Raw genomic sequence first — 24,819 nt, forward strand, 5'->3', positions numbered from 1 at the left:
TCAAGGCGCAGGCCGCACCCGCGTCGATCGCCGGTGGTGGCACCTTCACGCTGAACGTCGATGTGAGGGCGCAGTCCCAGCACAGGAAGGCTCCCGCGGTGACCGGCGAGATCGCCGTCACCTTCGGCGGCACCACGAAGGTGGTTCCGCTGACCGGCGGCGCGGCCGTCATCACACTGCCGACCACCGGACTGTCAGCAGGGGTCTACCCGGTCCACGTCGCCTACTCCGGTGACCCGACCTACGCTCCCGACGCGGCAGTCCATCAGCAGCTGCAGGTTCGGTAGTCAGCAGGCATGGTGGGCCGTCGACCTCCCGTCGTCGGCCCACCATCACCGGTCTTGAGCCGTCGGGTCCAAAACCCACCGGTCCTACCCACCGAAGTCGAGCCATCGATCGGACGTGGTGCGCGCAACCTGATCCGCCAACTCGAGTGCCTCACCGGACAGGCCGTCACCCTGAGCGCACTACACCAGCAGACGGCCGCCTGATCCCGACCTTATACCGGCCCGACAACACCTGCACGGTCGACTAAACGGGCTCCGGCCCGATGCTGCCGCCCGCCTACTCGCTGACGATTGTCGAGTCAGGCTCGAACTGGACGCCGTGTTGTCGCCGCCCCAGCCATCCCGTGTCCGGGCAGACGTGTGACCCACGTCCCGAGACTGATCTGTCACCCATGCACTGAGACCCGACGCCGCTATGACACCGCTGTGACCTCGGCGCAGAAGAGAGCAACGCTGAGAACGATGACGATGACAAGAGGCAGTGAGCATGTACTGACCAGCTGGCCACCGCAACTGCCGCATCGGCTATTGACCTTCGGCAGCAGCCCACCGAGTGTGTGGTCCGTGACTCTGCCCGCGATCGGACATGCGCTGCCCCTCGGTTCCGAGCTGTGCTGGTCAGATCTCCTCGCCGTCCCGTCGCGACCCATCACGAGTTTGCCGAGGCCCTGCGGGTGGAGCTTCTTCGTCAACGGGAGTCTCGGGCGGCTGATCACCACCGGCGAAGGCCCAGTGTCGCCGCCCTGGGCATGAGACTCCCGAGCGCGGCCGGCCCGTCGGTTGAGGGGCCGGCCCGCTTGACGACGATGGCAGGTTAGCGAATCGTCCACAGGTGGTCGTCGCTCATTGAACATGTGTACAGGCCGAGCCGGGTGTTGGGCCCGCCGTTCGCATAACCTTCCACATCGAGGCAAAGGCCGCTCTTGTAATTGACGAACCATCTGCCGACATACGTTCCGGCGACGTACTTGGAAACTTCATAGTAGAGCTGATTGTCGGAATTGCTGTGGTTGCAGTAATACTCGCTGACCTTCGCGCCAGGAGCAACCCAACCATAGCCCGAAACATCCAGACACAGGTCGTCGTCGACGTTCCGGATCGTGTAGAGATCGCGGTCATACCCAAGAGAAGGCACGTACACGGACTGGACATACTTGAACCAGAAGAACTGGTTGTCGTCGTCCATCCAATAATTGCACGTGAACTGGGTGACCGGCGCGTTGACGTAACCCGGGCCATATCCTGGAATGTCGACGCAGTAGTGCGTGATCATATTCTCAATGACATACGGTCCATAATCGTTGGGCTCTTCGGCGGCCAGGCGTGCCACTCCACCACCCTTTGCCGCAGACATGCCTCCCTTCAATGACGTAGGCGCGGCCGTCGCGGCTGCAGCGACGCCACTGCCGACGAGCAGAGCCGTCGCCATCGTCGCCGCCAGCAACACCGCAATGCGATTGCGCATTCTGGGCATTGTTCTCCTTCCCTGTCTTCGTGCACAACGAAATCCGCTGCGGCGGGTCGCGTCAAACTTCACCACCGCAATATTCCGTGATCTCCGACATTCACGGAAGCCTTAGCGTATCAACGTTTCGATCGACCCTGAAACACCCGCATTAGCAGGGTCATGCAGCGTGAAGAGCTGGGCATAGCGTTCCCCGTTTCGTCTATGCGATCACGCCGATTGCGCGACCGACCGTTGTCGAGGTCGGCGTGCAGCGCGGCACGCCTGCTCAGCATCTCCATGAAGACGGCCCGTTGATCCTTCCAGGTAGGAGTGTTCTCAGTCCGCGTCGTGCTCCGGTCGTCACCATCGGGTTCCTCGGGTCGATGTGTCCGAGCGAGGACTGTACGGCGGGCACCGATAGAAATCCGATAGCCCGGCCGGCCGGCACGGACGGGTCCACGAACGGCCTTGGGATCGGGTACAAATGAACGTCGAACGCATGCCTGGGGAGGCTGGTGGACGTCGAGTTCCGGGTACTGGGCCCGGTGGAGGCGCATTATCGCGACACCCCGCTCCAACTTGGAGGCCCGAAGCAGCGCACCGTCCTAGCCCTGCTGCTGCTCCACCCTGGCCGGCCGGTGCCGGTGAGCCGGGTCGTGGACGAGCTGTGGCCCCACCACGCACCCAGCTCTGCGACCCCGAACGCGATCAGCTACCTGAGCGGCCTGCGCCGGGTCCTCGCCGATGCCGGGTGCGCGCTGGAGCGACGTACCGTCGGATACGTGCTGGACGCGCGGCCCGAGTCAGTCGATCTGCAGCAGTTCCTGAGCCACGAAGAGCGCGGCAACGCCGCCTGGAACGCGGGTGATCCTGTCGCCGCGGCGCAGCATTGGGAGCGTGCCCTGGCGACCTGGCGCGGCCACGCCTTCGAGGGCCTGCGGATCGGACCGGCGCTGGACGCGGTCCGGGCCGAGCTCGGCGAACGCCAGCCGAACGTGCTGGAGCGGCTCGCTCGAGCGAAGTTGCGCCTGGGCGCGGACACCGACACGATCGCCGGACTGCGGCGCCACGTCCTGGCCGAACCGCTGCGCGAGAGCGGTTGGTTGCTGCTCGTGGCCGCAGCTTGGTTCGCCGGCAACCCGGCCGCCGCCATCGAGGCCTATGAGCAGGCCCGCGACGTCCTGGCCGAGCAGCTCGGCGTGGGCCCCGGCCCGGGCCTGCGGGCGATGCACCAGGCCGTGCTCGCCGCGGACGACGACGCCGCGTGGGCGCTGCTCGACCCGGCGGCGGCCGCGCCGGCACCAGGCCGGGCGACGGCGACGCTTTCGGTACCCGCGCAGCTGCCGCTGGACGTACACGGCTTCGCCGGACGCGTCGATCAACTCGCCCGCCTCGACGCGGTCTTCGACAACGCGGACGCGCATCCGACGGCGGTCGTCATCTCGGCGGTCTCCGGCACGGCCGGCGTCGGCAAGACCGCCCTGGCCCTGCACTGGGCCCACCGCCGCGCCGAGCAGTTCCCCGACGGGCAGCTCTACGTGAACCTGCGCGGCTTCGACCCGGACGATACACCGACCGAACCGGCGAAGGCGGTACGCGGTTTCCTCGACGCGCTCGGCGTACCCGCCTGGCGCATCCCCACCAGCCTCGACGCGCAGACCGCGCTGTACCGCAGCCACATAGCCGGGCGGCGCATGCTCGTCGTGCTCGACAATGGACGGGACGCCGAGCAGGTCCGGGCGCTCCTGCCCGGCTCGCCGTCCTGCCTCGTGCTGGTGACCAGTCGCAACCGCATGGCCGATCTCGTCGCGCTCGACGGCGCACAGCCGCTGATGCTGGACGTGCTCGATCTGGCTGACGCGCGGCAGTTGCTGGCCAACCGGCTCGGCGAGGGCCGGGTGGCCGCCGAGCCGGACGCCGTCGACGAGATCGTCACCCGGTGCGCGCAGCTGCCCCTCGCTCTCAGCATCGTCGCGGCCCGCGCCGCGACCAATCCGCGGTTGTCGCTCGCAATGCTCGCCGGGCAGCTCCGCGACGAGGACAGCGCGCTTGACGTCCTCGCCGGTGAGAGCCCGAAGACCGACGTGCGATCGGTGTTCTCGTGGTCGTACCGGGAGCTCGGCCCGGAAGCGGCGCGGCTGTTCCGGCTCCTCGGCCGGCATCCGGGCTCGGACATCGGCGTGCTCGCCGCAGCCAGCCTGGCCGGGGTCCCCGCGGCGGCGGTCCGTCCGATGCTGGCCGAGCTGACCCGCGCCGGCCTGCTCATGGAGCCGGTTTCGGGTCGCTACGCGTTCCACGACCTGCTGCGTGCCTACGCCACCGAGCTCGCCGGAACGCAGAACGTCGGCTCGGCCACGTCCGCGGCCCTGCACCGGCTGCTCGAGCACTACCTTCACAGCACCGCGGCCGCCGCCGGGCATCTCGACGCGTTCCGCCAGCCCCTATCGCTCGGCCCGCCCGCGCCCGGCGCCCTCGTGGCGGCGTTCACTGGCAAGGACCAGGCGATGGAGTGGTTCACCGCCGAGTACCGCACGCTCATGGCGTGCGTGTCGCGGGCGACGCAGCTCCCGGAGCCCGATCTGGCCGCGCACCCCGCCCGCGTCGCCCACTGGCTGCGCGCCTTCCAGCAGCTCACCGGACGCTGGAGCGACGGGCTCGCCCTGCACCGCATCGCCGTGACGGCAGCGCAGCGGCACGGGAACCGGCTGGGCGAAGGGCTGGCTCTTGACGGCATCGCGTGGGCCCAGGCGTACCTCGGCGACCCGGACGCCGCCGAAGCCGCAGGCGCGCACGCCGCCTCGATCTACCGCGACGCCGGCCTGCCCGTCGCCGAGGCGCATGCGTACGGCAGCATCGCCCACGCCATGTCGCGCGCGCACCGCCACGCCGAGGCGCTGGAGTACGCGCGGCGCCAGGCGGAGTTGTGCGCCGAGCACGGCGACCCCGCCGACGAGGCGCGTAGCCTCAACACCTACGGCAGTACACTCGCCGACCTCGGCCGGCCCGCCGACGCGCTCGACCCGCTCAACCGGGCCCTCGCGCTGCAGCTGTCGTATGGCGACAACCACGGCCCGGCGTTCGTCCTCGACAGCCTCGGCCTGGTCCATCTGCGGCTGGGCCGGCTCGATGAGGCGGAAGCGCACTACCGGCGATCGCTGGAACTGTTCGAGCGGGCCGGCCACCGCTACAACATGGTGTGCCCGCTGAGCGGCCTGGGCGACGTGTTCGCAGCCCGCGACGATCCGGGCACAGCGCGGGACATGTACCGACAGGCCCGGATACTCTGCCACGAGTTCGACGGACACCATCGGGCATCGGAGCTCGACGAGCGCCTCGCCAACCTGTAGGCGGCCACTCAGTTCCCCCAGCGCGTCGATATGCTCGCGCCGCTCGATCCCCTTGACCGTGTCCGTCGCAATCTTGGAGGCCCAGTGACCGCTCACCCGGCGGTCGCTGATCGAGCTTCTCGGCGCCGTGGGGGCCGAAGACCTCGGCCGTGCCCGTGACGACGCCGGTTCACCCAACTCCGCAACGTCTCATTACCAACACCAAGCTCCCGCGCGACCTCAATAACCGGCCGCCCGGACGACAACACCAGATCCACCGCATCGCGCTGAAACTCCGGCGTGAACTTCGACGGTCTCCCCACCGGGGACACCCCTTCCTCTCGACGCAAGCCCAGTCCCAAGGTGTCCGCACCCACGGGGCAGCTCAGTTCATCAACACCTGGACGCTCAACCTGGGCGTACTGCGTCCACCTGCACCGGTACCAACACCACCTGTTGAGCGAGAGCCGCAACGGGACCTGGCGGCTGCGGTTGCAGGACGCGTCCGCCGCGGACTCCGGGTTCGTCAACGCCTGGACGCTGACGGTCTGAGCCGGGCCGATTGATCCGCACCCTTCCCCCGACGGTGACCCTGCTCGTACGGCAAGCCCTCCTACGACAGGCCGCTGTCAAGACCGGCGAGCGTCGAGCGGTCCGACGAACGGGCAGCTGCAAGGTCCGATTGGATCTGGCATTCGGCCTGGAGCGTGCCGAACCTGAATGCGTGATCCTCAGACGTCGCCAGATCATCCTTGGCGTTGCTGCAGTGGTCGTGCTTGCCGGTGCGGTGTCGGCGTACGCCGTGTATGCCGTGCACCAACGTGGCGGTTCCACCGCGGTAGGTACCCACGGCGGCACGGTCACCAGCGACGACGGCACCGTGCGGGTCGCGTTCGGCGAGGAGGACGCGCGACCCGGCACCCGGGTGCGGATCGACGTCTTCGAGGACGGCCCGACGGTGCCTGACGTGCTCGAGCCGATCGCACCGATGTTCGACGTCGCGGTCACACAGGGCTCGGCAAGCGGTGGAACGGTGTCGGCACGGTTCGACGGCCTTGCCCCTGATGTCGACGCCGCGCAGATCGTCATGCTGATCGAAGACCGCCCCAACGAGTGGCGGATGCTCGACACCACCGTCGATCTGGCCGCCGGCGTCGCCACCGCACGCTGGCCGCATTTCTCCAGGGGCATGCTTGCCTGTCTGAACCCGTTCACCGACTTCGGGTCGCTCGGCTGGGGCAGCCTCAAGAAGCGCGCCAAGTGCGCCAAACCCAACCTGGAGAAGCTCGCCGGCGCGGTCACCTCCGCATTGCTGCCCCTCGTCGGCGGCACCGCCAAGAACGCCGCCTGCGACCCGAGCGGTACGGACTGGACGTTCGCCGACATCAGGACCGGCGCCGGGACGACGGTCGGTCCGGTGCTCACGGGCTGCACCGGGCCGCTGGACGGGCAGGGCCACGCGTGGCCGGCGAAGATCGGCAACCAGTATCCGTACCCGATGCTCGTCAGCCTACCGAAGGGCGTGTCGGGGCCGGGTGCGCTCGATCTGGCCGAGGATGCGGACCCCGCGGAGCTACTGGTCGCCATGGGCTGGAGCCTCGTGGACAAGGCTGTGGTGCCGGGCGGTGGTGAGGTCCCGATCCGCATGGCCGACAACGCCGGCGACCGGCTCACGTTCGACGGCGTCCTCGATCCGACCACGCTCGCCGTCAAGGCTGTTGTCATCGCCGCGACGGTGGTTACACGTGGCGAGAGCGCCGAGCTGCGTGCGGCGGCGCGGGCGGAGGAGCGGCTCTTCGTCGAACAGCTGAAGGCAGGTATGGACAAGGCAGGAAAGCCGTACTACAACTCCGACTTCGCAGCGGACACCGGATGGCACTCGAAGTCCGCTCGCGACCAGCGCCGCGCCGCGGTGGGAAACGGCGCTACGGCGCTCTGGTCCTACATCGACCTCGTCCAGTGCGGCATTGCGGCGGTGAAGGAACTGAAGGACAAGTCGTACGGGAGCGCGGTGAAGGAGCTCGTCCTCAAGTGCTGGCCCAACTTCGTGGCCGGGATCGCGGAGTACGCCATCGGCAGGGAAGTGGACGAGCTCGACCCCACGGCACGGGTGGAGAAAGTCAAGGTGCTCACCGGTGAGCTCATCGACAACGTCCAGGATCTGCCGCGCCTGGCGACCGGCAATGCCGCGATGCAACTGTTCACGCTGACCGGCGGCAAGGTGGACATCACTCGGGCAACGCTCAACGCGACACGGGCCGCCCCCGGTGCCGTTGATCCAAAGAGCTTTCAGGTGTTCGGTCGCAGCCGCGGCAACGTTTCCGCCAAGGTCGACGGATCGGCGATCACCGTGTCCCCGCCGCTCGGCGCAGACCGGTACAGCGCCCTGTGGGGCATCTTCCTCCCCGGCCGGAGCTGCCGCACGACCGTCGAACTGGACGCTTCGCTCGTCGATCCGCAGGCCACCGGAAACTTCGGTTTTGCGATTGCACCGCGGAGCTCCCTGTCGAGTGATCAGCCGGTGGGTGCATCGATCCAGTTCGAGCACGAGGCGTCGCCCGACTTCGCGACCGCGGGAAGTTACGTCCGTCCGGCGATGCTGCCCCGGGGGGCATGGGCGATCGAGAAGCCGCCGGTTCCGGCACCCGACATCAACCGTCCCCATCATGTCCGGGTGGCCGCCGACGGGCGGTCGATCAGCATCCAGATCGACGGCGGTGCCGTCACGAGGTACGACAGCGCCTCGGAATGTGGCGGTGTCACCATCCGGGTGTGGGGCGCGGCGGTCAGCTTCCGCGACATCCGCATCGCGAACAGCTGACGCATGGCGAGGCGGACGCCGGTCGGCGGCCAGGGGTCGTCCGGTGCTGCTGGGCGCTGTGGCGCATGTGTGCGATGAGCCAGTGATCCTCCGGGGGTGCCGGCCTCGTAGACGCGGTAGGGCTCGACGACCATGTTCTCGTCGTACGGTGCCAGCACCCGGGAGACGGCGTCGTCGATGTCTGTCACGGTGCCGGGCAGGCAGACCCGGACGCGGAAGTGGCTCACAGCTCCGGCCCGTTCGCCGCAGTGAGCGTCCCGGCAGGTGGACTCGAGCACGTCGATGATCCTGCCCGTCCTGCTCCACGGCCCGGTACGCGTACCACCGGACATCGTTGACCTTGACTTATGTCTCGTCGACGAATCACCTGTCACCAGGTGATTGCCGACAGAACCGGGTGGCCTCGACGAGCAGCGGCGTGCAGTGTTGCACCCACCGGAAGATCGTGACGTGCCCGAGAGGCGACGGCGTCCGCCTCGGACCTGCGATCCGATCGCGGTGAGCGTTGACTGTCAGTTCGGATCGCCTTGGAGGTGCTGTTCGCGGATGATGTGGCACGGTCAGCACTTGACTGTTCGTGGTAACGGCGGTGGTAACCGTGAAGATCGATTGCGGCGTCACACGTCAACACTTGGCAGCATGAGGCGGCATGGGGGAGTGGTCGAATCGCCAGGTCAGTGGCATTGAGGAGCACGAGACGGCACCTCGTAACAGAATCGTTGCGATACTGGGGGTCAAGGGGTCGTGGGTTCAAATCCCGCCGTCCCGACGCAGGTCAGAAGGCTGATCCACTTCTTTGGGTCGGCCTTTTCGGCTTCCTGGGGACCAGATCGGCCCGAGTAGCTCACCTTGACCGGGAGTCAAGTCCTCGTCGTAACCGTAATGGTGGCTTATAGACCAGACGGGTGCGTTGACAGCCAGGTCTGGTGGCGTTCTTTGAGTGTGTCGCGTTCCGCCGGCGTTGGCAGGATGACGTCGACGCCCCCGTCGTACGGGTGGTAGAGCCAACGGAACTCTGGCTCGCCGAACGCGGCCTGAACCCGCTCCGCCCGAACGGCATCAAGATCCTCCTCAAGCGGCTCGGCGCCGCCGCCGGCGTCCAAGCGCTGCACGCGCACCGCTGGCGGCACAGCTACGCCCACGAGTGGAAAACTCGCCGGCGGCGACACGGGCGACCTCATGCTGCTGCTCGGCTGGGCGTCCGACGACATGCCGCGTCACTACGGCGCGAGCGCCGCCGCTGAACGCGCCCAGGAAGGTCCAAGCCCGCCTCGGCATCGGCGAACGTGTCTAGGGCGATGCCCTGGCAGATCCTGGTCAACCTCACAGCCGCGCGGCAGCGTCCAGGCTGGGCGGCCCGGCGACCGCACATCCGAAGGGTTCAACCAACGTGACGCGATGCGCGGTGCACGACAACCGACACGAACTCATCGCCGAGCATGCTGCCTGTCCTGCGCGGGCGAGGTTTCGGCAAGTGCGACGTGGTCGACAGAGTCATCGAGAACGACCTCATCGATGGCTCCAAGCGAATCCTGCACCAATACGCCCACATTAGCGAACCGGCCTGCCACTACTCTGACGACGACGGACTCATCGATGCCGACCAGAAGGCCTGAACGTCTGGCGCGGCTACGCCAAAGTCGGCACCTTCGCCGGCGAAGCCCCGACAGCGCCCGGCAACCCGACGAACGCACCTACGGCGAAACCCTCTGCGGCATGCATGGCGACATACTCCCCACCAACGCGCCGAGCACCCGGATCGTCAACGTCGTCGGCTCCCAGGGCAGCAGTGTCCCGGACGAGGACGCCTACGCCCGCATGATCCGCGAAAGCCGAAGGTTGTGGCGGCGGCGACGAAACATCAGGCGCGGAACGGTGTCTGTGCTGGCGTTGATCTGCGGCGGCGGTCGGCACGGGTGGACTCGCCGCATCGAGTTGGTCGACGGCCTCTTCCGCGGTCAGTGTGCCGGACGCGACGGCCCGCCACAGGCTGGTGTTGCCCGTCTATGTGGCGACGATGTGCTGCTGCAACGCTGCCGGGCTGATGCCCCGCGCAGCTAGCAGCGCAGCGGCCGCCGGCCCGAGATCCACCCAGGGATGCACCGTCTCGGGGGTGAACCCGTGCGCAGCCCATTGCTTCGCAAGGGCGGTGACACGGTCGCCGACGTGTGCCGGAATGACGTCCCGGTCACCGCGCCGCTCGCCCAACAGCGCGCGGGCAAGTTCGGTAAGCCCGGCAATCGGCACCCAGCGGACCGACGAGTCGGCCCCTCGCGCGCGGCTGTTCATCGGTGCCGCCCAGTAGGCGATGGAATGGTCGGGCGCAAATCCATACGACCATGATCGCTCATCGCACCGTCCCGGCCTCTACGGGTCGACCCGATCGCTGACGACAGCGGACGTCTACGGCTACTGATATCCCATTCGCCGATCACACGATCGGGGTTTGCGACTGTAGAAGCGCGCTTGCGCATTGCGAAACGGCAGCTCAAGCGCCCGGAGGGCGGCCCCTCCGGGACCCTGAGGACCGCCGGAGGCAAAGGCGTGATTACACGCGGAGTCGGCAGGGAGCGAAGCGACCGGTGTCCGCGGGAGCTGCGGCATGTAGACCGGCGGACCGAGGTTGAAATGCCGCGGGACCATCGGCGGCCGCAACCTGACGGGGTTCTCTCAAGAACACTCTGCGCGGCCCGTGCGTGGGTCTCCGGCCGGGCGGGGTTACGGCGCCGGCGCGGAGCGCTGGCGCCGCTCGTACGTCGGGCCGGTGACCGCGTGCGGGCCGCGCCGTAGGCGCACTTGACGCCGAGAGGGACAGCGCGGAGGCCGGTCCGCTGTGGCACGGGCTACGACTGCTGTTCACCACCCGGTTCGGGAGGCCGATCGAGCCGCGGAACTTCAACCGGTACTGGGACCGGCGCTGCTACACCGCCGGCGTTCCGCGGATCACGGTCCGGGACGCCCGCCGGACATGCGGTTCGCTGCTGGCCGACCTGGATGTTCTCCCGCGGGTGGCGATGCAGATCCTCCGGCACGCCAAGTTCTCGATCACGATGGAGATCTACACGCAGGTAGGGTCCAAGAAGACCCGCGACGCGCTCAAGCGGCTCGGTGCAGCCTTGGCTGAGGGCCACTGAGCCATTCCGGGCAACGACGGGTAGCCGATCGTGCGGCCGTACGGTGGCACGCCCGGACTCGTTGGGACTCGTTGCGGTGCAACGAAAGCTGCAGCGAGGACTGAGCGCAATCCATCGGCCGGTCAGCGGCAAACCACCTCGAGTGGAAGCACGAAGCAGCAAAGCCCTACCGTCGACAGTCCAATTGCGGCTGTTGCCCGGACGGCGCCATCGACGCGGCCGCGGTTGCGCCACGTGACCGGAAGAACCTGCTCCATGATGACGAGTACCAGCCAGCCGACCGTCACCAGCGGAAGGTAGATGTCCCAGTCGAGTTTCGAGAACGCGCTCGCATTGCCGTTGGGGTTCGAGAACGCGCTCGCATTGCCGTTTGCCCCGTAGTTCGAGCAGTCCTTCTGACTGGTCGCCGGGTGAAGGATCACCAACAACACCACGAGGAGCAGGCCGCCCACTGCGAACGCCCACAGACCGCTCAGGCGTGACGGGCGGGCCGGGTCGTCAACCATCGGCCCATGGTAGGAGCGTTACTGGTGGATCATCGGGTACGCCGTGTGCTTCTTCTGTGAAGATTGTCCGCCATTCGCGGGTTCGGCGTGTCACGGCACCGCGCATGATCGACTACCCAACGTCTCCCGTCGTTATCCGGGATGGCTCACTGCTGTACTTTGCTGCTGTACCGGGCCCGAAGCGGCAAAGCCGGCGCCTGCGGCACCGACTCTAACCTGCGCAAACTGTGGGCCGCCAGGGACTCGAACCCTGAACCAACGGATTAAAGTCCGAAGTGGACGATCAAATCGCTCAAGTTCAAGCATAGCAACGAAAAGTCCTTGGTAGGCGGCTCGTGTCCCGGGTGGTCCGGCCACCTCCGCGCTGGTCAGCGGGCTCCACTCGCCAGAGGGCCGTAGCCGGCAACTAGAACTACGACGGAAGTTCCTGAACCGTCCGGCTCTGTCCGTGCTGGGTAGCGAGCATCCGAGCGACCACCGAGCAACCTAATGCCCTCCGGGTAATGGTCCACTGCGCACTCATAGCCGATGAGGGCGCACGTGATCTTGCGCCGTTGGGGTCCTGGTGGATACCGCCGACAGTGACGAGGCGGCTTTCGGCGTTGCCGCGCCCGACCTCGGCGACCAAGAAGTTGGTGAATGAATGATCGTCGGGTTGCGCAGGCCGCACCCGTCCCTCCTGGCAACCTCGACGAGGCCTCTACCTCGGCACCGACCGCGGCGACCACGACCGGCAAGACTTCCTCAGGAAGTGCCGAGGCGGGGATCCATCGAACGGTTCCGGGCGTCAAATACAGGTACGGGGCCGACACGGTCGCCGGAGCGCACGGAAAGGTGACGACCGATGAGCGCACAGCCCAAACGCATCCCGGGCCAGACCAACGCCGAGTACCACAGCGGCCCCGACCCGAATCTGCAGTTCCTCGGCACCCACTCCCTGGAGGGCGGCGGCGACCCGTTCTGGGTGGGCCGCCTCTACAACGCCATTGCCGACCGCCTCGTCAATCGCCGCAAGATCGAAGGCAAGAGCAAGCGGCATGGCAGTGACAGATCTGACTGAGGGATAAGCAGCCGCTGCAAGTCGGCACGCTCCGGCAACGCCTCCCTGGGGTCATCTCGAAGACCGGCGCGCTGTCGTTGTGGCAGTCCGACCGGCATGACCCACGACATCGACGATCTCGGCGCCCGGATTTGCCGCTGGTTGCTCGCCCATAGGTGCCCAAGGCCGTCGCCCTCGTAGCGTCCCGCCCGCGATGATCCATTCTGCCGGCCTACGCCGGCAGGCGAACATCGACGCTAGATCCGGGTGGCTGCGGCGACGGCAGTCGGGCGAAGAAGTCCCGTGGCACCGATGACCTCAACCCCCAGCAGACGGCCGTCGGCGTCGAAGTCCAGAACGATGTCGCCTCGGCCGGGCCGCTCGATGACGACGTTCTCCACGGCAGATCCGTCCGCGATGTCATCCTCGATGGCAAGGTAGGCAGCGTCCGCATCACTGTCGTACGTCATCCGCATGACGGCATTCGATCACGCTGCACCGTCCTGCCGCAGCGTCAGGCGCACCGATCTGCCGCCGTGTGCGCCCGCGCGTCCTTGCCTGCAAGATCGGCGCCACACGACAGTATGTCGCCATGACCGAGCGGACATGGACGGCCGCTCAGCTGCGTGCTGAGCTAGCGAAGTACCACCAAGAACTCATCGCCGCCGGCAATCACCGGCCCAGCACGATCGCGACCTACGTCCAACATCCCGAGCGATTCATCGCGTACCTCGAGGGCGCCTACGATCCGCGGCAACCCCAAGGCCGCAACGCTCGGTGATCGCCCGTTGCTCGACGCGCCTGATCTGCGGCGTGCCTTGATCAGTCTCCGGTCATGCCGCCGTCCGTTCACGCGCATCAAATCGCTGCTCGTCACGGTCGGTGACTGACTCCAGTGGCGCCTGGAACATCCTGAACTGCCGGGGCGAGCGCATCTACGTTCCGGCGAAATGAGTTGTGCTATCTCTCTGTGAGCTGTCTGTTGGGCCGCACCAAAGGACCTGGTGATTTCGGATGTTCGAGCACTTGCGCGCCGATGATGCCGCTCTCGTTGGCCGGCACGCCTTGGCGGAACGAGTCTGCGTGGCGCTCGCCTACGCTGGCGTGCGCGCCCGGCCGGGCCCAGGCGCGCCGGTGGAAGGGGGCGCCGAAGTGGAGATCGACGCGGGCAACGACGAGGCCGGAGGTGTGTATGTCAGGTGGACGCCATCCCCTGAACTGTCGAAGGCTGTTCGGGACAGCTTGATAGCCGGTCGTACCCACGACCCCGTGGTTGATCTTTATGGCTCAGTCTCGCTGTCCATGCGTGACGCGTTGATCGACGTACTCCGGCACTCGGGTTTCCGTGTTCTTGCGGTAAACGACTCCGGCGGGGAGCCGACAATTTTGGTCCTTGGATCGACCGCCGAAGCTGAGGGCGCCAAAGTCTGATGCCGGCCTCGGACCGGGCCGGACGAGCAGGGCCCGGCGTCCGGACATGCCGCTGACCGGGCGGTGCTTGACACGCGCGGTGAGGCCAGCTCGGATTTCGTGTGGACGTCTCCGGCCGCCAATGGCTACGGTCGCCCGGTGGTGCATGCCAGGCGGTACAGCTACGTTGGGCCGCCTGAGCTGCGCCACGAGTGGCGAGGGTGGACGCCGTGGCGGTCGATTCGGCTACCGCCCTCGCGCGGTGGCTTGCTGGGCACGACCGCGGTGAACTCGCCGAGCCCTTCACCTTCGTCGTGGCCCTCGACGGCGAACTGAGGTTGGCACCCCGGCGCTCCGGCGTCGAAGGGTGCCACGCCCGCGAGGGTCGCGGCGGCGGCGCACCGGTCGGGGAGCAGGGCCACGCAGGCGAGGGCGTGCGGGCCGCCACCGGACCAGCCGAGCGTGACGAAACGGTCGGCGCCGAGGTGGTCGAGGACCGCGGTCACGTCGGCGGCCACATCGGCGACGCTGCGGCCGGGGCGGCCGCAGATCACGGTGCGCAGGCCGCGCTGTGCCGCGGCGCCGGTGAGCGCCGGCGGGTCGACAGGGCCGGCGGGCGTGCCGAGGTGCAGCACGAGCACCCGGCCGTGCTCCGGGCCGACCAGCAGGATCTCCAGGCTGCGACCGCCCCCGAGCGGAGGGGGAAGTCTGCCGATGCCGCGGTTGCGACAGCGGCCGCGACCTGATCGGCGTCGGTCACGTCGACCCCCACGTAGGTGAGGCGTCGATCTCGGCGGCCTGCTCGATCGCCGAGGGGAGGTCGAAGCCGAACACCTGCACCTTTCGGCCAGCCAGGGCATGCGCCGTGGCCGCGCCCAGGCCCGAGGCTGCGCCGGTGACGATCGCCGCGGTGTTCTCGAGCTGCATTCTTTGGATCTCCTTCATCGCCCTCACGAACAGATGAGATAATTACTTAGTCAGGTTAATTATTCTCTCTGGCCATCTTGGTGGGCGATTCCATGGCTGTCAAGGGGGCGTGTCGAGTGCGTGAAACCCCCTGGCTGCGCCGTCTGGGCGACATTTTGCAGCCAGATTCGGCCAAGGCGGAGCCTTGACAGCGCGTGACGCACGTCGCAATCATGCCAGTTGTTACATCACGCTAACTAATGCGTCGCCCACGAACGGGAGGTGTCGTGTCGATCGGACCGGTCATCGAGTTTCCCAATTGCTGCCGGCTTGGCCATGAGGGGCCGGTCCGCTACGACGAGTGTGCTCGCGCTTACCTGGTCACGCGCCACGCCGGCGTCTTCAATGCCTGGCTGGGCCACCCGCGACATCTACTACGAAGGCGTCGAGCGCCGACCGGCCGACGGTCTGATCCTGTGACGTCGGATCCGCGCCGCAGGACAGGAGAGACGACGACATGATCAAAGACAAGATCGCACTCATCACCGGTGCGGCGTCGGGAATCGGTGCCGCGATATGCGCGCTCTTTGTCGACGAGGGAGCGCGGGTCGCGGCGATCGACCACTCGGCAAGCGCCAAGGACGAGGACGACGCAGCGGCGCTCTGCCTGCGCGTCGACGTGGCCGATGCCGACGCAGTTCGCACTGCGTTCGCTGATGTCGAGCGGGAGCTGGGTCCGATCGACATGGTTGTCCACGCCGCCGGCGTGGACGACCCCGCCATCAAGGACCTCGCGTTTCACCAGACCTCGAGTCGGGAGCCAGTGCTGACGCTACCTGCGGTCAGTGGCGAGCAGTGGCGCCGCATGCAGGCGGTGAACCTGGATGGCACCTTCTTCGTCCTGCAGGCTGCCGCCGAGTTGATGATTCCCCGCCAGAGCGGCGCGATCGTTCTGATCGGGTCTGAGGCCGCCGTCCACGGCCTCGCCGGGCTGCCCCACTACAGTGCCTCCAAGGGCGGAGTGCACGCCCTGATGCGTTCGGCTGCGAAGGAGTTGGCGCCGCAGGGAATCCGCGTGAACGCGATCGCGCCGGGCGTGATCGACACCCCAATGAGCCGGCGCTCGCACGCGATCTTCCAGGGGGCTGTGCCGGCACCACTCGGACGGCTGGGGGAGCCGGTGGAGATCGCCAAGGTGGCGCTGTTCCTTGTGAGCGACCTGGCGTCGTACGTAGTGGGAGAGGTGATCAACGTCGATGGCGGCCGGCTCGCCTGCTGAGGCCGGACGCTCCGAAGGCCGCGCCAGCGCCGATGACGGCGAACGCTGTAGCAAGGAGGAACGAGACCGTGAAGGCGCCCGTTCTGTCCGCGAGCCACCCACCGATCGGTGGACTGAGCAGCTGGCCAAGTCCGACGGCGAGTGAGATCGCAGCATATCCGCGAGCCAGGTCGGCCGGGGCGAGCTGATCGGCGAGGGCCGCGGTGATGATGGCCGGTACCCCTCCCATGAGCAGCCCGTACATCGCGCTGGAGGCCAGCGTGAGCCCGGCTGAGTGCAGAGTTACGGCAGCGCAGCAGCCCGCCAGCAGAATGAGACCCGGGAGCAGCAGCGGGCGGCGACCCCACGAGTCGGACAGCCGGCCGAGGACCATGCCTCCGAATAGGTTGGTGAGCCCGAGGATCGAGAACGCGGTGGTGGCCGTCCCGTGGGAGAGCGTGCCGCCTTCCTGTGCAGCGACCACGTAGTAGTTGGAGAAGATCCCGTGCATCAGGCCGTAGCAGAGATAGAGGATCAACGCTGCGGTGATGCCCGCCGGTGGCCGTTCGATGAGCGTGCGCGACCCCTGTTGCGCGGGGCCAGGAGTGCCTCCGTGCGCCAGGAAGGCGATGACAAGGATGAGGACGAGCAGGCCGCCGCAGCCCTCGACGATCCAGGTCGCGCGCCAGCCGGCGTCACCGAGCAGTCCGTGGCAAACGCGGACCACGACACCCGTGAGGACCGCGGAGGCGCCTACACCCGACAGTGCGATGCCATACGCCACGCCACGTCGGTTCGCGGGCACGGTCTTGGACACGATCGGCACGGAGGAGATCCACACCAGTCCACCGGCACCACCCAGGAGCAGCATCACCAACCCGGCCACCATCGGGGTGGAGGTCAACGGGAAAACGAACAGACACGCGGTCGATACGGCAAGCCCGCGCACCGAGAGCCCTTCTGGGCTCCACCGACGAAGCAGCAAGCCAGACAGAAGCGCGGAGATGACGTAACCCGTCAGATTGGCGGTGCCGATCAGTCCTGCGACAGAGTAGCTGCCTAGGTAGGCACGGACCATGTCATCCAGGACGAACGCATAGCTGAGCCGCCCGAAGCCCATGGCGACTCCCCCGGCGGCGCCCATCAGCAGGGCAGGAGCCAACCAGTTCTGTGCCCGTCCGACCGGGATCTCTGTAGAGGTCATCTTTCCTCGCGTCGAAGGCTCCGCCTCGTACCAAATGCTTCGCCATGTGAAGCAATCACATCGCACCCTAGGACATTCCTCGTTCCGCGCAAGGCCGGAAGCCGTCGCAAGCGCCGGGGTCCGCGATCAGCCGACGAGGCAAACTCAAGCAATCCAGAGGTGCGGACCACCGGAGGTGGCATGATGACACGGTCGACGAGCGGCGGGTCCGGCGCGAGAGGTGGGAGGCGTCGTACCGTCGCAGCGGGCTGTAGGACGAGCGGCGGCTCGGATGGATGCTTCGGGACCCCCAAAGCCGTCCACCTTGACCGCGAGTCGTGCTGATCGGTCACCTACGACTCACCTGCGGGGAGTTCGTCAGCCGGGCCAACGCCATCGCCAACGACCTATGTGCTCAGGGTGTACGCCGTGGCGATCGAGTGCTGATCCACGGGGCCGGCAGCGCGTGGTGGGGTTGCCCGGCGCCCGGTCCGCCCGGGGGACCTCCTTGACACGACTCGTCAGCCGTGCCACGGTGAGGGGGATTACTTAGGGACGTTAAGTGATTGCGCGAGGGTGCTGTTCCCGTCCTCAATGAACGCCTCGAAGGAGCGGCATGAAGCTGAGGTTGTCACCTGAGGATGCGGCCTTCCGCGCTGAGCTGCGCGAGTTCTTCACCACCCGGGTGCCGCAACAGATTCGGGAAACGGTGGCGGCCCGCGAGGAGCTCACCAAGGAGCAGATGGTCGAGTCGATGCGAACGCTCGACGCTGCCGGCTTCGCCGTCCCCAACTGGCCCGTCGAATGGGGTGGCAAGGACTGGACTGCGCTTCAGCGGCACATCTGGCACGAGGAGATGCAACTGGCCTGCGTCCCACCGCCGATCACCTTCAACGCCTCCATGGTCGGCCCTGTCATCGCCGCGTTCGGATCGCAGGCGATCAAGGAGCGCTTCCTCCCGCCCACCCGGAACGCGGACATCTGGTGGTCGCAGGGCTTTTCCGAGCCTGACGCCGGATCGGACCTCGCAAGCCTGCGCACGTCGGCCGTGCGCGACGGCAACCACTATGTCGTCAACGGCCAGAAGATCTGGACCTCCTATGCCCAGTACGGCGACTGGATCTTCACCTTGGTGCGCACCGACCCCGCAGCACCGCGCAGACAGGCTGGTATCTCCTTCCTCCTCATCGACATGACGACGCCGGGCGTCACCGTCCGGCCGATCCAGCTCATCGACGGCGGGAGCCTCGTGAACGAGGTCTTCTTCGAGGACGTCCGGGTCCCTGTCGACAACCTCGTGGGTCAGGAGAACCACGGGTGGGACTACGCCAAGTTCCTCCTCGGCAACGAACGCGTGGGGATCGCCGGCGTGGGCGGCACCAAATGGCTGCTGGCGAAGGCCAAGCACTGGGCAGGAGACCGGTTGCGCGAGGACCTGCTCCTCGCAGCAGAGTTCGCGCGGCTGGAGAACGACCTCCTGGCGATCGAGCTGACGTCGATCCGGGTTGCCGCCGACTCAGCTGACGGCAAAGCCCAGCCTGCCTCGTCTGTGCTCAAGCTCGCAGGGTCCGAGCTGCAGCAGGCGGTCACCGAGCTCGTGCTCAACCTCGCGGGCGAGCAGGGGCTGTCCTCCGACCCGGCCGCAGGAACGCCTGCGTGGACGCGCCCAGCTGCTCCGACCTACCTCCATCTACGGGCCGCCAGCATCTATGGCGGCTCCAACGAGGTGCAACGACAGATCATCGCCAGCACGATCCTGGGACTTTGAGACATGGACTTCGACTACACCGACGAGCAGCGCGCGATCCGCGAGGCGGTACGCAGCCTGCTGAGCAAGACCTACGCAACGATCGACGGTCGCCGCGACGCCACCGCCAACGACCCGGGCTTCGACGAAGTCATGTGGGCCCGCCTCGCCGAGATGGGAGTTCTCGGTCTGCCCTTCCTGGAAGGAGCCGGCGGCATGGGCGCTGGACCCGTCGAGGTCGGGCTGGTGGCGGAGGAGATCGGGCGCGTGCTGGCTCCCGAGCCCTTCGTCGAGGCCGTTGTGCTTTGCGGCGGACTCCTCGCGCGAGCCGGCGCCGACGTCTCCAGGATCGCGGACGGCACTATTCTGCCGGCATACGTCGGCGGTCCGAGGGTTACCGCTCGGCGTACCGGTGACGTCTGGGTGTTGGACGGCAGCGTCTCGCCAGTGCTCAACGGCGCGCGCGCGGACCTGCTCGTCGTGGTCGCTGACGTCGACGGAACGCCGGCACTCTTCACGACGACGCATGGCAAGCGGACATCGTTCCGCACCTACGACGGCGGGCGAGCCTCCCGAGTGTCCTTCGACGGGATGGCCGCGGAACCCCTCGGCGATCCGGCGGCCGACGCAACCGACTTGATCAACTATGCGCGTGCGCGTGCACAGGTGGCATACGCCCACGAGGCGCTCGGTGCCATGGAGCGCGCGTTGGAGATCACCCGCGACTACCTGCGCAGCCGCCACCAGTTCGGGAAGCCGCTGAAAGCGTTCCAGAACCTCACGTTCCGGGCCTCCGACATGTACGTCTCACTCGAGCTCGCGCGCAGCACGGTGTTGTGGGCGTCAATGGTGCTCGAGAACGGCGACGAGGTCGAAGGCATTCAGGCTGCGTCGCGAGCCAAGCTCCGGGTTGCCGAGTCCGGCCGTCATATCGGCCAGGAGGCGATCCAGCTGCACGGTGGGATCGGCATGACCATGGAGTACCAGGTCGGCCACTACACGATGCGGCTCACCACCATCGAGCACCTGCTGGGCGATCGGCGTCACCACCTCGCACGCTTGGCGGCGACCGTCGGCGACCACCGAGCCGTCGATCCTCTCCAGTAGGGCGCTTTGCCACCGCTGAGCTCGTCAGCGGGTCTACCCCGCGGAGGCGCTTCGTCGATCGCGACCTCGCGGATGGCCAGGCTCCCGATGGACGTGTAACTGCCGACGATGAACGCGGCCTTGTCGCTCGCGCTGTCCTGTGAAGGAGGGTGGCGCATTCGATTAACCATGCTAACTTGTTGTGAGATTTGAAGGAGGTCCCATGGCAGCTTCGGTCACGACACACGAAGCCCGGCTCACCCACGATGGTGCGGCTCCGATCACCGCCGGCTCATTCGTGGTGATCGAGCGGGAGCTGCCGCGACCGGCGGACAGTGAGATCGTTGTCGATGTTCGGTATGCCTCCCTGGATCCTTCGCAGCGGATCCGTCTCCGGTCGGAGGGTGCCGGCTTCGTCCCGCCCGCGGGCATTGTCGGCACCGTTGCGGAGTCCCGGAGTGAGGAATTCGCCGTGGGGGACACCGTGATTGCGCCGGGCACGTGGGCCACGAAGGTATGCCTCCCGGCCACGGTGGCTGAGCGGTACGACGCGCCGGCGGGTGTCGCGCTCCATCATGCAGTCGGCCTGCTCGGACTGACCGGCCTGACCGCCTACCACGGCGTGACGCGGGTGCTGCGCCCGAGTCCGGGCGAGAAGATCGTCGTGACCGGCGCCTTCGGTGGCGTGGGCCAGGTCGCTGCACAGCTCATCGCTGCAAGCGGCGCTGATGTCCTCGGCGTCGTGGGCGGTCCTGAGAAGGTGGATGGTCTGAAGCGACGCGGCATCACCGCTGTCGACCACCGTTGCGCAGGCTGGCTGGCCGAGATGGATCGCTGGGCGCCCGACGGGCTGCACGCGGTCTTCGACAACGTGTGGGGTGAGGCTTCTGCGCGACTCGTCGAGCGGTTGCAACCGCTCGGCCGCGTCGCCCTGTGCGGGCAGATGTCTGGCATCGGTGGGGCCGTGATCGCGCCGTTGCCCCTGGACAACTGGTTCAGACTGGTGACCCGTTCGCTGACCATCCAGGGCTTCCGGGCCGTTGACTTCGCCTCGGAGAACTCTGCCGCGCGCCGTGCGCTCGCGGACATGATCGTATCGGGAACGCTCGACCAAGAGATTCACGTGGCGTCCGGCTGGGCGGCCGCGGGTCCGGCATTCGCCGACATGCTCACCGGTCGCGTCATCGGCAAGCTCGTAGTAGAGGTGCAGGCGTGAACCCTCTGCAGGACGACGTACTCGCGCTGCTGGCCGGAGACGGCCGCAAGCTCGCAGATCCGTATCCGACCTGGAACAGGCTCCGCGAGGAGATCCCGGTCTGGAAACAGGGCGACGTGGTGATTCTGAGCCGGCATCAGCAGGTGCAAGAATTGCTCAGCGATAACAACATCCTCTACAGCCGGCAGGGCACGAAGACGTCCGCACGCTACGAACGCGCGAAGCAGGAGTTCAGCCCCCACGGCCGCGCCGCCTTCGGCCGTGTTCTCGACCAGGAGTTCCACCAACTGGTGCGGATGGATCCGCCGGACCATCCACGAGTTCGACGGGCGGTCCAGCCGCCGTTCTCGGCGCGCAACCTGGCTCGCGAAATGCAGGACAAGGTGAATGAACGGGTCGACCGCAATCTGACCTCACTGGCGGAGGGCGGGGGTGAGGCCGACTTCAAGAAGTTCGCCTATTCCCTGCCTCTCCAGGTCCTCGGTGACCTCCTGGGCATCCCGATCGACGACCTCGACATGGTGCATTCCTGGGCCCAGAAGATCGCCGAGAACAAGTTCAACGCTGATTCCGAGAAGGCGGCGATCGAAGCTGATGATGCCTATCGACAACTGATGGCTTACATCGATGTACTCGTCGCGCGCCAGCAGGCGAGCGGCTCCGAGACCGGCCTGGTCGCTGCGTTGCTGGATTCGGAGAAGAACGGCATGGTCTCCCACGAGGAGGCGATGGCAATGATGGCGCTGATGATCTTCGCCGGCCACGAGACGACCAGCAACCTGCTTGCGATCGGCCTCCTTGAGCTGCTGCGCCACCCGGATCAGTGGGACCGGCTGGTGGCGGAGCCGGAGCGAGTCCCGGCGGCGGTGGAGGAGTTGCTCCGGTTTGTCACGCCGGCGCACTTCCTTCCGTACGTGGCGAAGGAGAGTCGGGAAATCGGCGGCGTGCTGGTCGAGGCCGGCGACACCGTCATCGGCGTTCTCGCTGCGGCGAATCGGGATCCTGCGGTCTTCGAGCGCGCAGACGAGCTGGACATAGAGCGCTCGGACAGTCGCGCGCACGTATCCCTCGGCCTCGGACCGCACTTCTGCTTAGGGGCCGGTCTGGCTCGGATGGAGGCAACAGCGCTCTTTGGCGCCATCGTGCGCGGGTTCCCCAATGCGAGGCTGGTCGAAGCCGACCTCCGCTGGGGCGGCCGTTCGCTTCGAACGCCCCTTGCTCTGCCGATTCGGCTCCTGGGCTGAGAATGCGCCTTGACTGTGGCGGGCGCCATTCCTATGGTGACATTTTACAATGCTAAATGAACGATCGGGAGGTTCCGTTGCGATACGTCATCACGGGTGCAGGCAGTGGGATCGGGCGCGCGGTGGCGACCCTGGCGGCGCGGGCAGCCGAGAGCGACGGAGCCGGCCAGGTGCGGCTGGCACTTCTGGACCGCGACGCAGAGTCCGTCAAGTCGGTCGCCTCGCAACTACGGGGGACCGGGGCCGAGTGTCTGCCGCAGGTCATCGACCTGGCCGATCCGGCGGCCATCGGCAAGGCGGTAGAAGAGGCGGTCTCGGTCTTCGGCGGTCTCGACACCCTCGTGAGTAACGCCGGGATCAGCTCGGTCGACGCGCTCGAGGATCTCAGCCTCGAGACCTACCAGCGGACCTTCGACATCAACACCCGCGCGACCTTCGTGCTGGCCCGGGCGGCCTTCCCAGCGTTGCGTGACTCGCGCGGTTCGATCGTCGCGACGGCATCGATCTCCGCGACCCATCCGACGCCGCCGCTCGGTATGTACAGCGCCAGCAAGGCGGCACTGAAGGTGATGATTCAGCAGATGGCCGTCGAATGGGGCCGCTACGGCATCCGCGCCAACTGCGTCTCGCCGGGCCCGACGGACACGGGCCTCACACGCAGGTCGTTCGGCGACCCTGAGGATGTTGCCGCCAGGGCGAACCGACGCTACCGGGAGGCCGTCTCGCCGATGCGGAAGATCGGACACGTCGAGGACATCGCCCGGGCCGTGCTTTTCCTCGCCGGCCCGCAGGCCGGGCACATCACCGGCGTCGACCTGCCCGTGGACGGCGGACTCTCCCTGACCGTTATGCCGCTTACCGGGGGTACGCCTGGATACCGACTCGACGAGATCGCACAGGAGGCGACGACCCGATGAACAACACCGCCGCTGAGACGCTGCCCGGATTCCTCTCACCCGAGGTCGCTGCCGACCCCGATGCATTTTATCGCCGGCTTCGGGCCGAGGACCCTGTCCACTGGGACGACGGCTATCAGGGCTACCTGATCGCCAAGCACGCGGACGTCGGGTTCGCCTACCGAAACCCGTTGTTCTCCACCCAGAACTACGAAGTCAGCCTGCAGCCCGTGTTCGGGCGGTCGATGCTGCAGATGGACGGCGCGGAACATAGTCGCAAGAGGGCTCTGGTGACGCCGTACTTCCGTGGCAAGGGCCTGGAGAAGTGGGCGCCGGTCATCGCGCGCAATGTAGCGACGATCCTGGACCGCTCCGTCGCGTCGGCATCCGAACACATAATGCGCGGCTTCCGGCCGGGCAACACGGTCGATCTCCTGGCCGATTTCGGCTACTACCTGCCGGTCTACGTGATCACCGATATGCTCGGACTGCCGCACAGTGACTACGACAGGTTCTTCAACTGGTACGGCCGTCACGTCGCGTTCCTCGGCAACCTCGCCCGCGACCCGGAGATCGACGAAAGTGGTCGTCAGGCGACCAAGGAGCTGTGGGACTATCTTGCCCCGGTGGTCGAAGACCGACGCTCGAACCTCGGCGACGACCTCATCTCCGGGCTGATCACTGCCGAGATCGACGGCGAGCGCCTCGAGGACGCGGAGATCCTCACGCACATCACGCAGCTGCTCAACGCCGGTTCGGAGACCACTGGCAAGGCGCTGGCAAGCATGTTCGCCTACCTCCTGCGCGAGCGAGAACTGTTCGAGGAGGTGCGCGATGACCGCTCGCAGGTCATCCCGGCCATCAGTGAGACTCTGCGAATCAGTCCGCCGTCGCAGATGAACGGTCGCAAGATCACCCAGGAAGTCGAGATCCACGGGATGCGCCTTCCCGCCGGCACCTTGGTGATGCTGCTCATGGCCTCGGCGAACCGTGACGAGGATCGGTTTGCCGACCCGGACACGTTCAACTATCACCGGACTGACCTCGCCCACGAGAAGACCTTCACAGCGGCCGGCGACACGTTCGCCTTCGGCTCCGGGCGGCACTTCTGCCTCGGTGCGATGCTGGCCAAGTCCGAGCTCGAGATAGCGTCGAACGTGCTCCTCGACCGGTTCCCCGACATGCGGCTGGCCGACGGGTTCGAGCCCAAGTGGTCGGGTTTGAAGATGCGGTCGGTCGGCAGCCTGAAGGTGACGCTCTGAGCGATCGGGCGTTGGGACCAGGGGTTCGCGGGCGGACATTATCGGCGCTCC

The 24,819-nt window shown here is 67.1% G+C and carries 24 protein-coding genes and 2 pseudogenes; 17 read left to right on the top strand and 9 right to left on the bottom strand.

Going from position 1 to position 24,819, the window contains the following annotated elements:
* On the top strand, window positions 1–287 hold a 287-nt coding region (locus ABZS66_RS38610; protein WP_354766684.1), incomplete at its 5' end, for an Ig-like domain-containing protein.
* Between the two features lie 814 nt (window positions 288–1,101).
* On the opposite strand, the gene ABZS66_RS38615 is transcribed toward ABZS66_RS38610, so the two are convergent.
* Window positions 1,102–1,752, bottom strand: coding sequence for an RICIN domain-containing protein (locus tag ABZS66_RS38615; protein WP_354766686.1), 651 nt, complete (start codon window positions 1,750–1,752; stop codon window positions 1,102–1,104).
* Window positions 1,753–2,249: 497 nt separating this feature from the next.
* Between ABZS66_RS38615 and ABZS66_RS38620 the strand changes: the two genes are divergently transcribed.
* Complete coding sequence (locus ABZS66_RS38620) at window positions 2,250–5,081, top strand: BTAD domain-containing putative transcriptional regulator (RefSeq protein ID WP_354766688.1); 2,832 nt, start codon at window positions 2,250–2,252, stop codon at window positions 5,079–5,081.
* A 92-nt stretch (window positions 5,082–5,173) separates the two neighbouring features.
* Here ABZS66_RS38620 and ABZS66_RS38625 read toward each other — a convergent pair whose 3' ends face one another.
* Complete coding sequence (locus ABZS66_RS38625) at window positions 5,174–5,437, bottom strand: transposase (RefSeq protein WP_354766690.1); 264 nt, start codon at window positions 5,435–5,437, stop codon at window positions 5,174–5,176.
* Between ABZS66_RS38625 and ABZS66_RS38630 the strand changes: the two genes are divergently transcribed.
* Window positions 5,424–5,612: a proprotein convertase P-domain-containing protein gene (locus ABZS66_RS38630; RefSeq protein ID WP_354766692.1), complete on the top strand. Its 189-nt coding sequence runs from the start codon at window positions 5,424–5,426 to the stop codon at window positions 5,610–5,612. The two genes, ABZS66_RS38625 and ABZS66_RS38630, sit on opposite strands and share 14 nt — an antisense overlap.
* Before the next feature lie 34 nt (window positions 5,613–5,646).
* Window positions 5,647–7,881 (top strand): hypothetical protein, encoded by a 2,235-nt coding sequence (locus tag ABZS66_RS38635; RefSeq protein ID WP_354766694.1) that lies wholly within the window; start codon window positions 5,647–5,649, stop codon window positions 7,879–7,881.
* A gap of 275 nt (window positions 7,882–8,156) precedes the next feature.
* On the opposite strand, the pseudogene ABZS66_RS38640 reads toward ABZS66_RS38635, so the two are convergent.
* Window positions 8,157–8,340 (bottom strand): annotated as a pseudogene (locus ABZS66_RS38640) (DDE-type integrase/transposase/recombinase); the annotation flags it as partial.
* 467 nt (window positions 8,341–8,807) lie between these two features.
* Here ABZS66_RS38640 and ABZS66_RS38645 point away from each other — a divergent pair.
* Together ABZS66_RS38645 and ABZS66_RS38650 are read left to right on the top strand one after the other, a co-directional pair.
* Entirely contained in the window at window positions 8,808–9,125 is a 318-nt protein-coding gene (locus tag ABZS66_RS38645) for a hypothetical protein (protein WP_354766696.1), read from the top strand.
* Between the two features lie 195 nt (window positions 9,126–9,320).
* The gene (locus ABZS66_RS38650; protein WP_354766698.1) at window positions 9,321–9,497 is read left to right on the top strand and encodes a hypothetical protein; all 177 of its coding nucleotides are present in this window, start codon (window positions 9,321–9,323) and stop codon (window positions 9,495–9,497) included.
* Between the two features lie 388 nt (window positions 9,498–9,885).
* Here the strand turns inward: ABZS66_RS38650 and ABZS66_RS38655 are convergent, their stop codons facing one another.
* Window positions 9,886–10,170, bottom strand: a complete 285-nt coding sequence (locus tag ABZS66_RS38655; protein ID WP_354766700.1) for a hypothetical protein — start codon at window positions 10,168–10,170, stop codon at window positions 9,886–9,888.
* 509 nt (window positions 10,171–10,679) lie between these two features.
* Between ABZS66_RS38655 and ABZS66_RS38660 the strand changes: the two are divergent.
* A pseudogene (locus ABZS66_RS38660) lies at window positions 10,680–11,015 on the top strand (tyrosine-type recombinase/integrase); the annotation flags it as partial.
* 122 nt (window positions 11,016–11,137) lie between these two features.
* Here ABZS66_RS38660 and ABZS66_RS38665 read toward each other — a convergent pair.
* Window positions 11,138–11,521, bottom strand: coding sequence for a hypothetical protein (locus tag ABZS66_RS38665; protein ID WP_354766702.1), 384 nt, complete (start codon window positions 11,519–11,521; stop codon window positions 11,138–11,140).
* A gap of 844 nt (window positions 11,522–12,365) precedes the next feature.
* On the opposite strand from ABZS66_RS38665, the gene ABZS66_RS38670 reads away from it, so the two are divergent.
* A complete protein-coding gene (locus ABZS66_RS38670) occupies window positions 12,366–12,581 on the top strand; it encodes a hypothetical protein (RefSeq protein WP_354766704.1) in 216 nt (71 codons plus the stop codon).
* A gap of 236 nt (window positions 12,582–12,817) precedes the next feature.
* Here the strand turns inward: ABZS66_RS38670 and ABZS66_RS38675 are convergent, their stop codons facing one another.
* The gene (locus tag ABZS66_RS38675) at window positions 12,818–13,030 is read right to left on the bottom strand and encodes a DUF2283 domain-containing protein (RefSeq protein WP_354766705.1); all 213 of its coding nucleotides are present in this window, start codon (window positions 13,028–13,030) and stop codon (window positions 12,818–12,820) included.
* 122 nt (window positions 13,031–13,152) lie between these two features.
* Between ABZS66_RS38675 and ABZS66_RS38680 the strand changes: the two genes are divergently transcribed.
* Both ABZS66_RS38680 and ABZS66_RS38685 read left to right on the top strand, forming a co-directional pair.
* Entirely contained in the window at window positions 13,153–13,341 is a 189-nt protein-coding gene (locus tag ABZS66_RS38680; RefSeq protein WP_354766707.1) for a hypothetical protein, read from the top strand.
* A 233-nt stretch (window positions 13,342–13,574) separates the two neighbouring features.
* A complete protein-coding gene (locus ABZS66_RS38685; RefSeq protein ID WP_354766709.1) occupies window positions 13,575–13,991 on the top strand; it encodes a hypothetical protein in 417 nt (138 codons plus the stop codon).
* Between the two features lie 161 nt (window positions 13,992–14,152).
* Here the strand turns inward: ABZS66_RS38685 and ABZS66_RS38690 are convergent, their stop codons facing one another.
* Both ABZS66_RS38690 and ABZS66_RS38695 read right to left on the bottom strand, forming a co-directional pair.
* Window positions 14,153–14,611, bottom strand: coding sequence for an alpha/beta fold hydrolase (locus tag ABZS66_RS38690; RefSeq protein WP_354766711.1), 459 nt, complete (start codon window positions 14,609–14,611; stop codon window positions 14,153–14,155).
* A gap of 115 nt (window positions 14,612–14,726) precedes the next feature.
* Window positions 14,727–14,897 (bottom strand): hypothetical protein, encoded by a 171-nt coding sequence (locus ABZS66_RS38695; protein ID WP_354766713.1) that lies wholly within the window; start codon window positions 14,895–14,897, stop codon window positions 14,727–14,729.
* A 496-nt stretch (window positions 14,898–15,393) separates the two neighbouring features.
* Between ABZS66_RS38695 and ABZS66_RS38700 the strand changes: the two genes are divergently transcribed.
* Entirely contained in the window at window positions 15,394–16,155 is a 762-nt protein-coding gene (locus tag ABZS66_RS38700) for an SDR family NAD(P)-dependent oxidoreductase (protein WP_354766715.1), read from the top strand.
* Here the strand turns inward: ABZS66_RS38700 and ABZS66_RS38705 are convergent.
* Complete coding sequence (locus tag ABZS66_RS38705) at window positions 16,124–17,338, bottom strand: MFS transporter (RefSeq protein ID WP_354766717.1); 1,215 nt, start codon at window positions 17,336–17,338, stop codon at window positions 16,124–16,126. The genes ABZS66_RS38700 and ABZS66_RS38705 overlap by 32 nt on opposite strands.
* A gap of 595 nt (window positions 17,339–17,933) precedes the next feature.
* Between ABZS66_RS38705 and ABZS66_RS38710 the strand changes: the two genes are divergently transcribed.
* From ABZS66_RS38710 to ABZS66_RS38735, 6 genes are all read left to right on the top strand, one after another.
* Window positions 17,934–19,085 (top strand): acyl-CoA dehydrogenase family protein, encoded by a 1,152-nt coding sequence (locus ABZS66_RS38710; protein WP_354766719.1) that lies wholly within the window; start codon window positions 17,934–17,936, stop codon window positions 19,083–19,085.
* A gap of 3 nt (window positions 19,086–19,088) precedes the next feature.
* Window positions 19,089–20,171 carry an acyl-CoA dehydrogenase family protein gene (locus ABZS66_RS38715; protein WP_354766721.1) on the top strand — a complete coding sequence of 361 codons (1,083 nt, stop codon included), beginning with the start codon at window positions 19,089–19,091 and terminating at the stop codon, window positions 20,169–20,171.
* Between the two features lie 202 nt (window positions 20,172–20,373).
* Window positions 20,374–21,366: an NADP-dependent oxidoreductase gene (locus ABZS66_RS38720; protein WP_354766723.1), complete on the top strand. Its 993-nt coding sequence runs from the start codon at window positions 20,374–20,376 to the stop codon at window positions 21,364–21,366.
* Window positions 21,363–22,610, top strand: coding sequence for a cytochrome P450 (locus tag ABZS66_RS38725; protein WP_354766725.1), 1,248 nt, complete (start codon window positions 21,363–21,365; stop codon window positions 22,608–22,610). The genes ABZS66_RS38720 and ABZS66_RS38725 overlap by 4 nt, the downstream gene beginning before the upstream one ends.
* A gap of 56 nt (window positions 22,611–22,666) precedes the next feature.
* Window positions 22,667–23,527, top strand: coding sequence for an SDR family NAD(P)-dependent oxidoreductase (locus tag ABZS66_RS38730; protein WP_354766727.1), 861 nt, complete (start codon window positions 22,667–22,669; stop codon window positions 23,525–23,527).
* Window positions 23,524–24,768 carry a cytochrome P450 gene (locus ABZS66_RS38735; RefSeq protein WP_354766728.1) on the top strand — a complete coding sequence of 415 codons (1,245 nt, stop codon included), beginning with the start codon at window positions 23,524–23,526 and terminating at the stop codon, window positions 24,766–24,768. Before ABZS66_RS38730 ends, ABZS66_RS38735 begins: the two co-directional genes overlap by 4 nt.
* Window positions 24,769–24,819 lie beyond the last annotated feature (51 nt).

It is taken from the genome of Dactylosporangium sp. NPDC005572 (assembly GCF_040605515.1).
In the GTDB taxonomy this organism is placed as follows: Bacteria; Actinomycetota; Actinomycetes; order Mycobacteriales; family Micromonosporaceae; genus Dactylosporangium.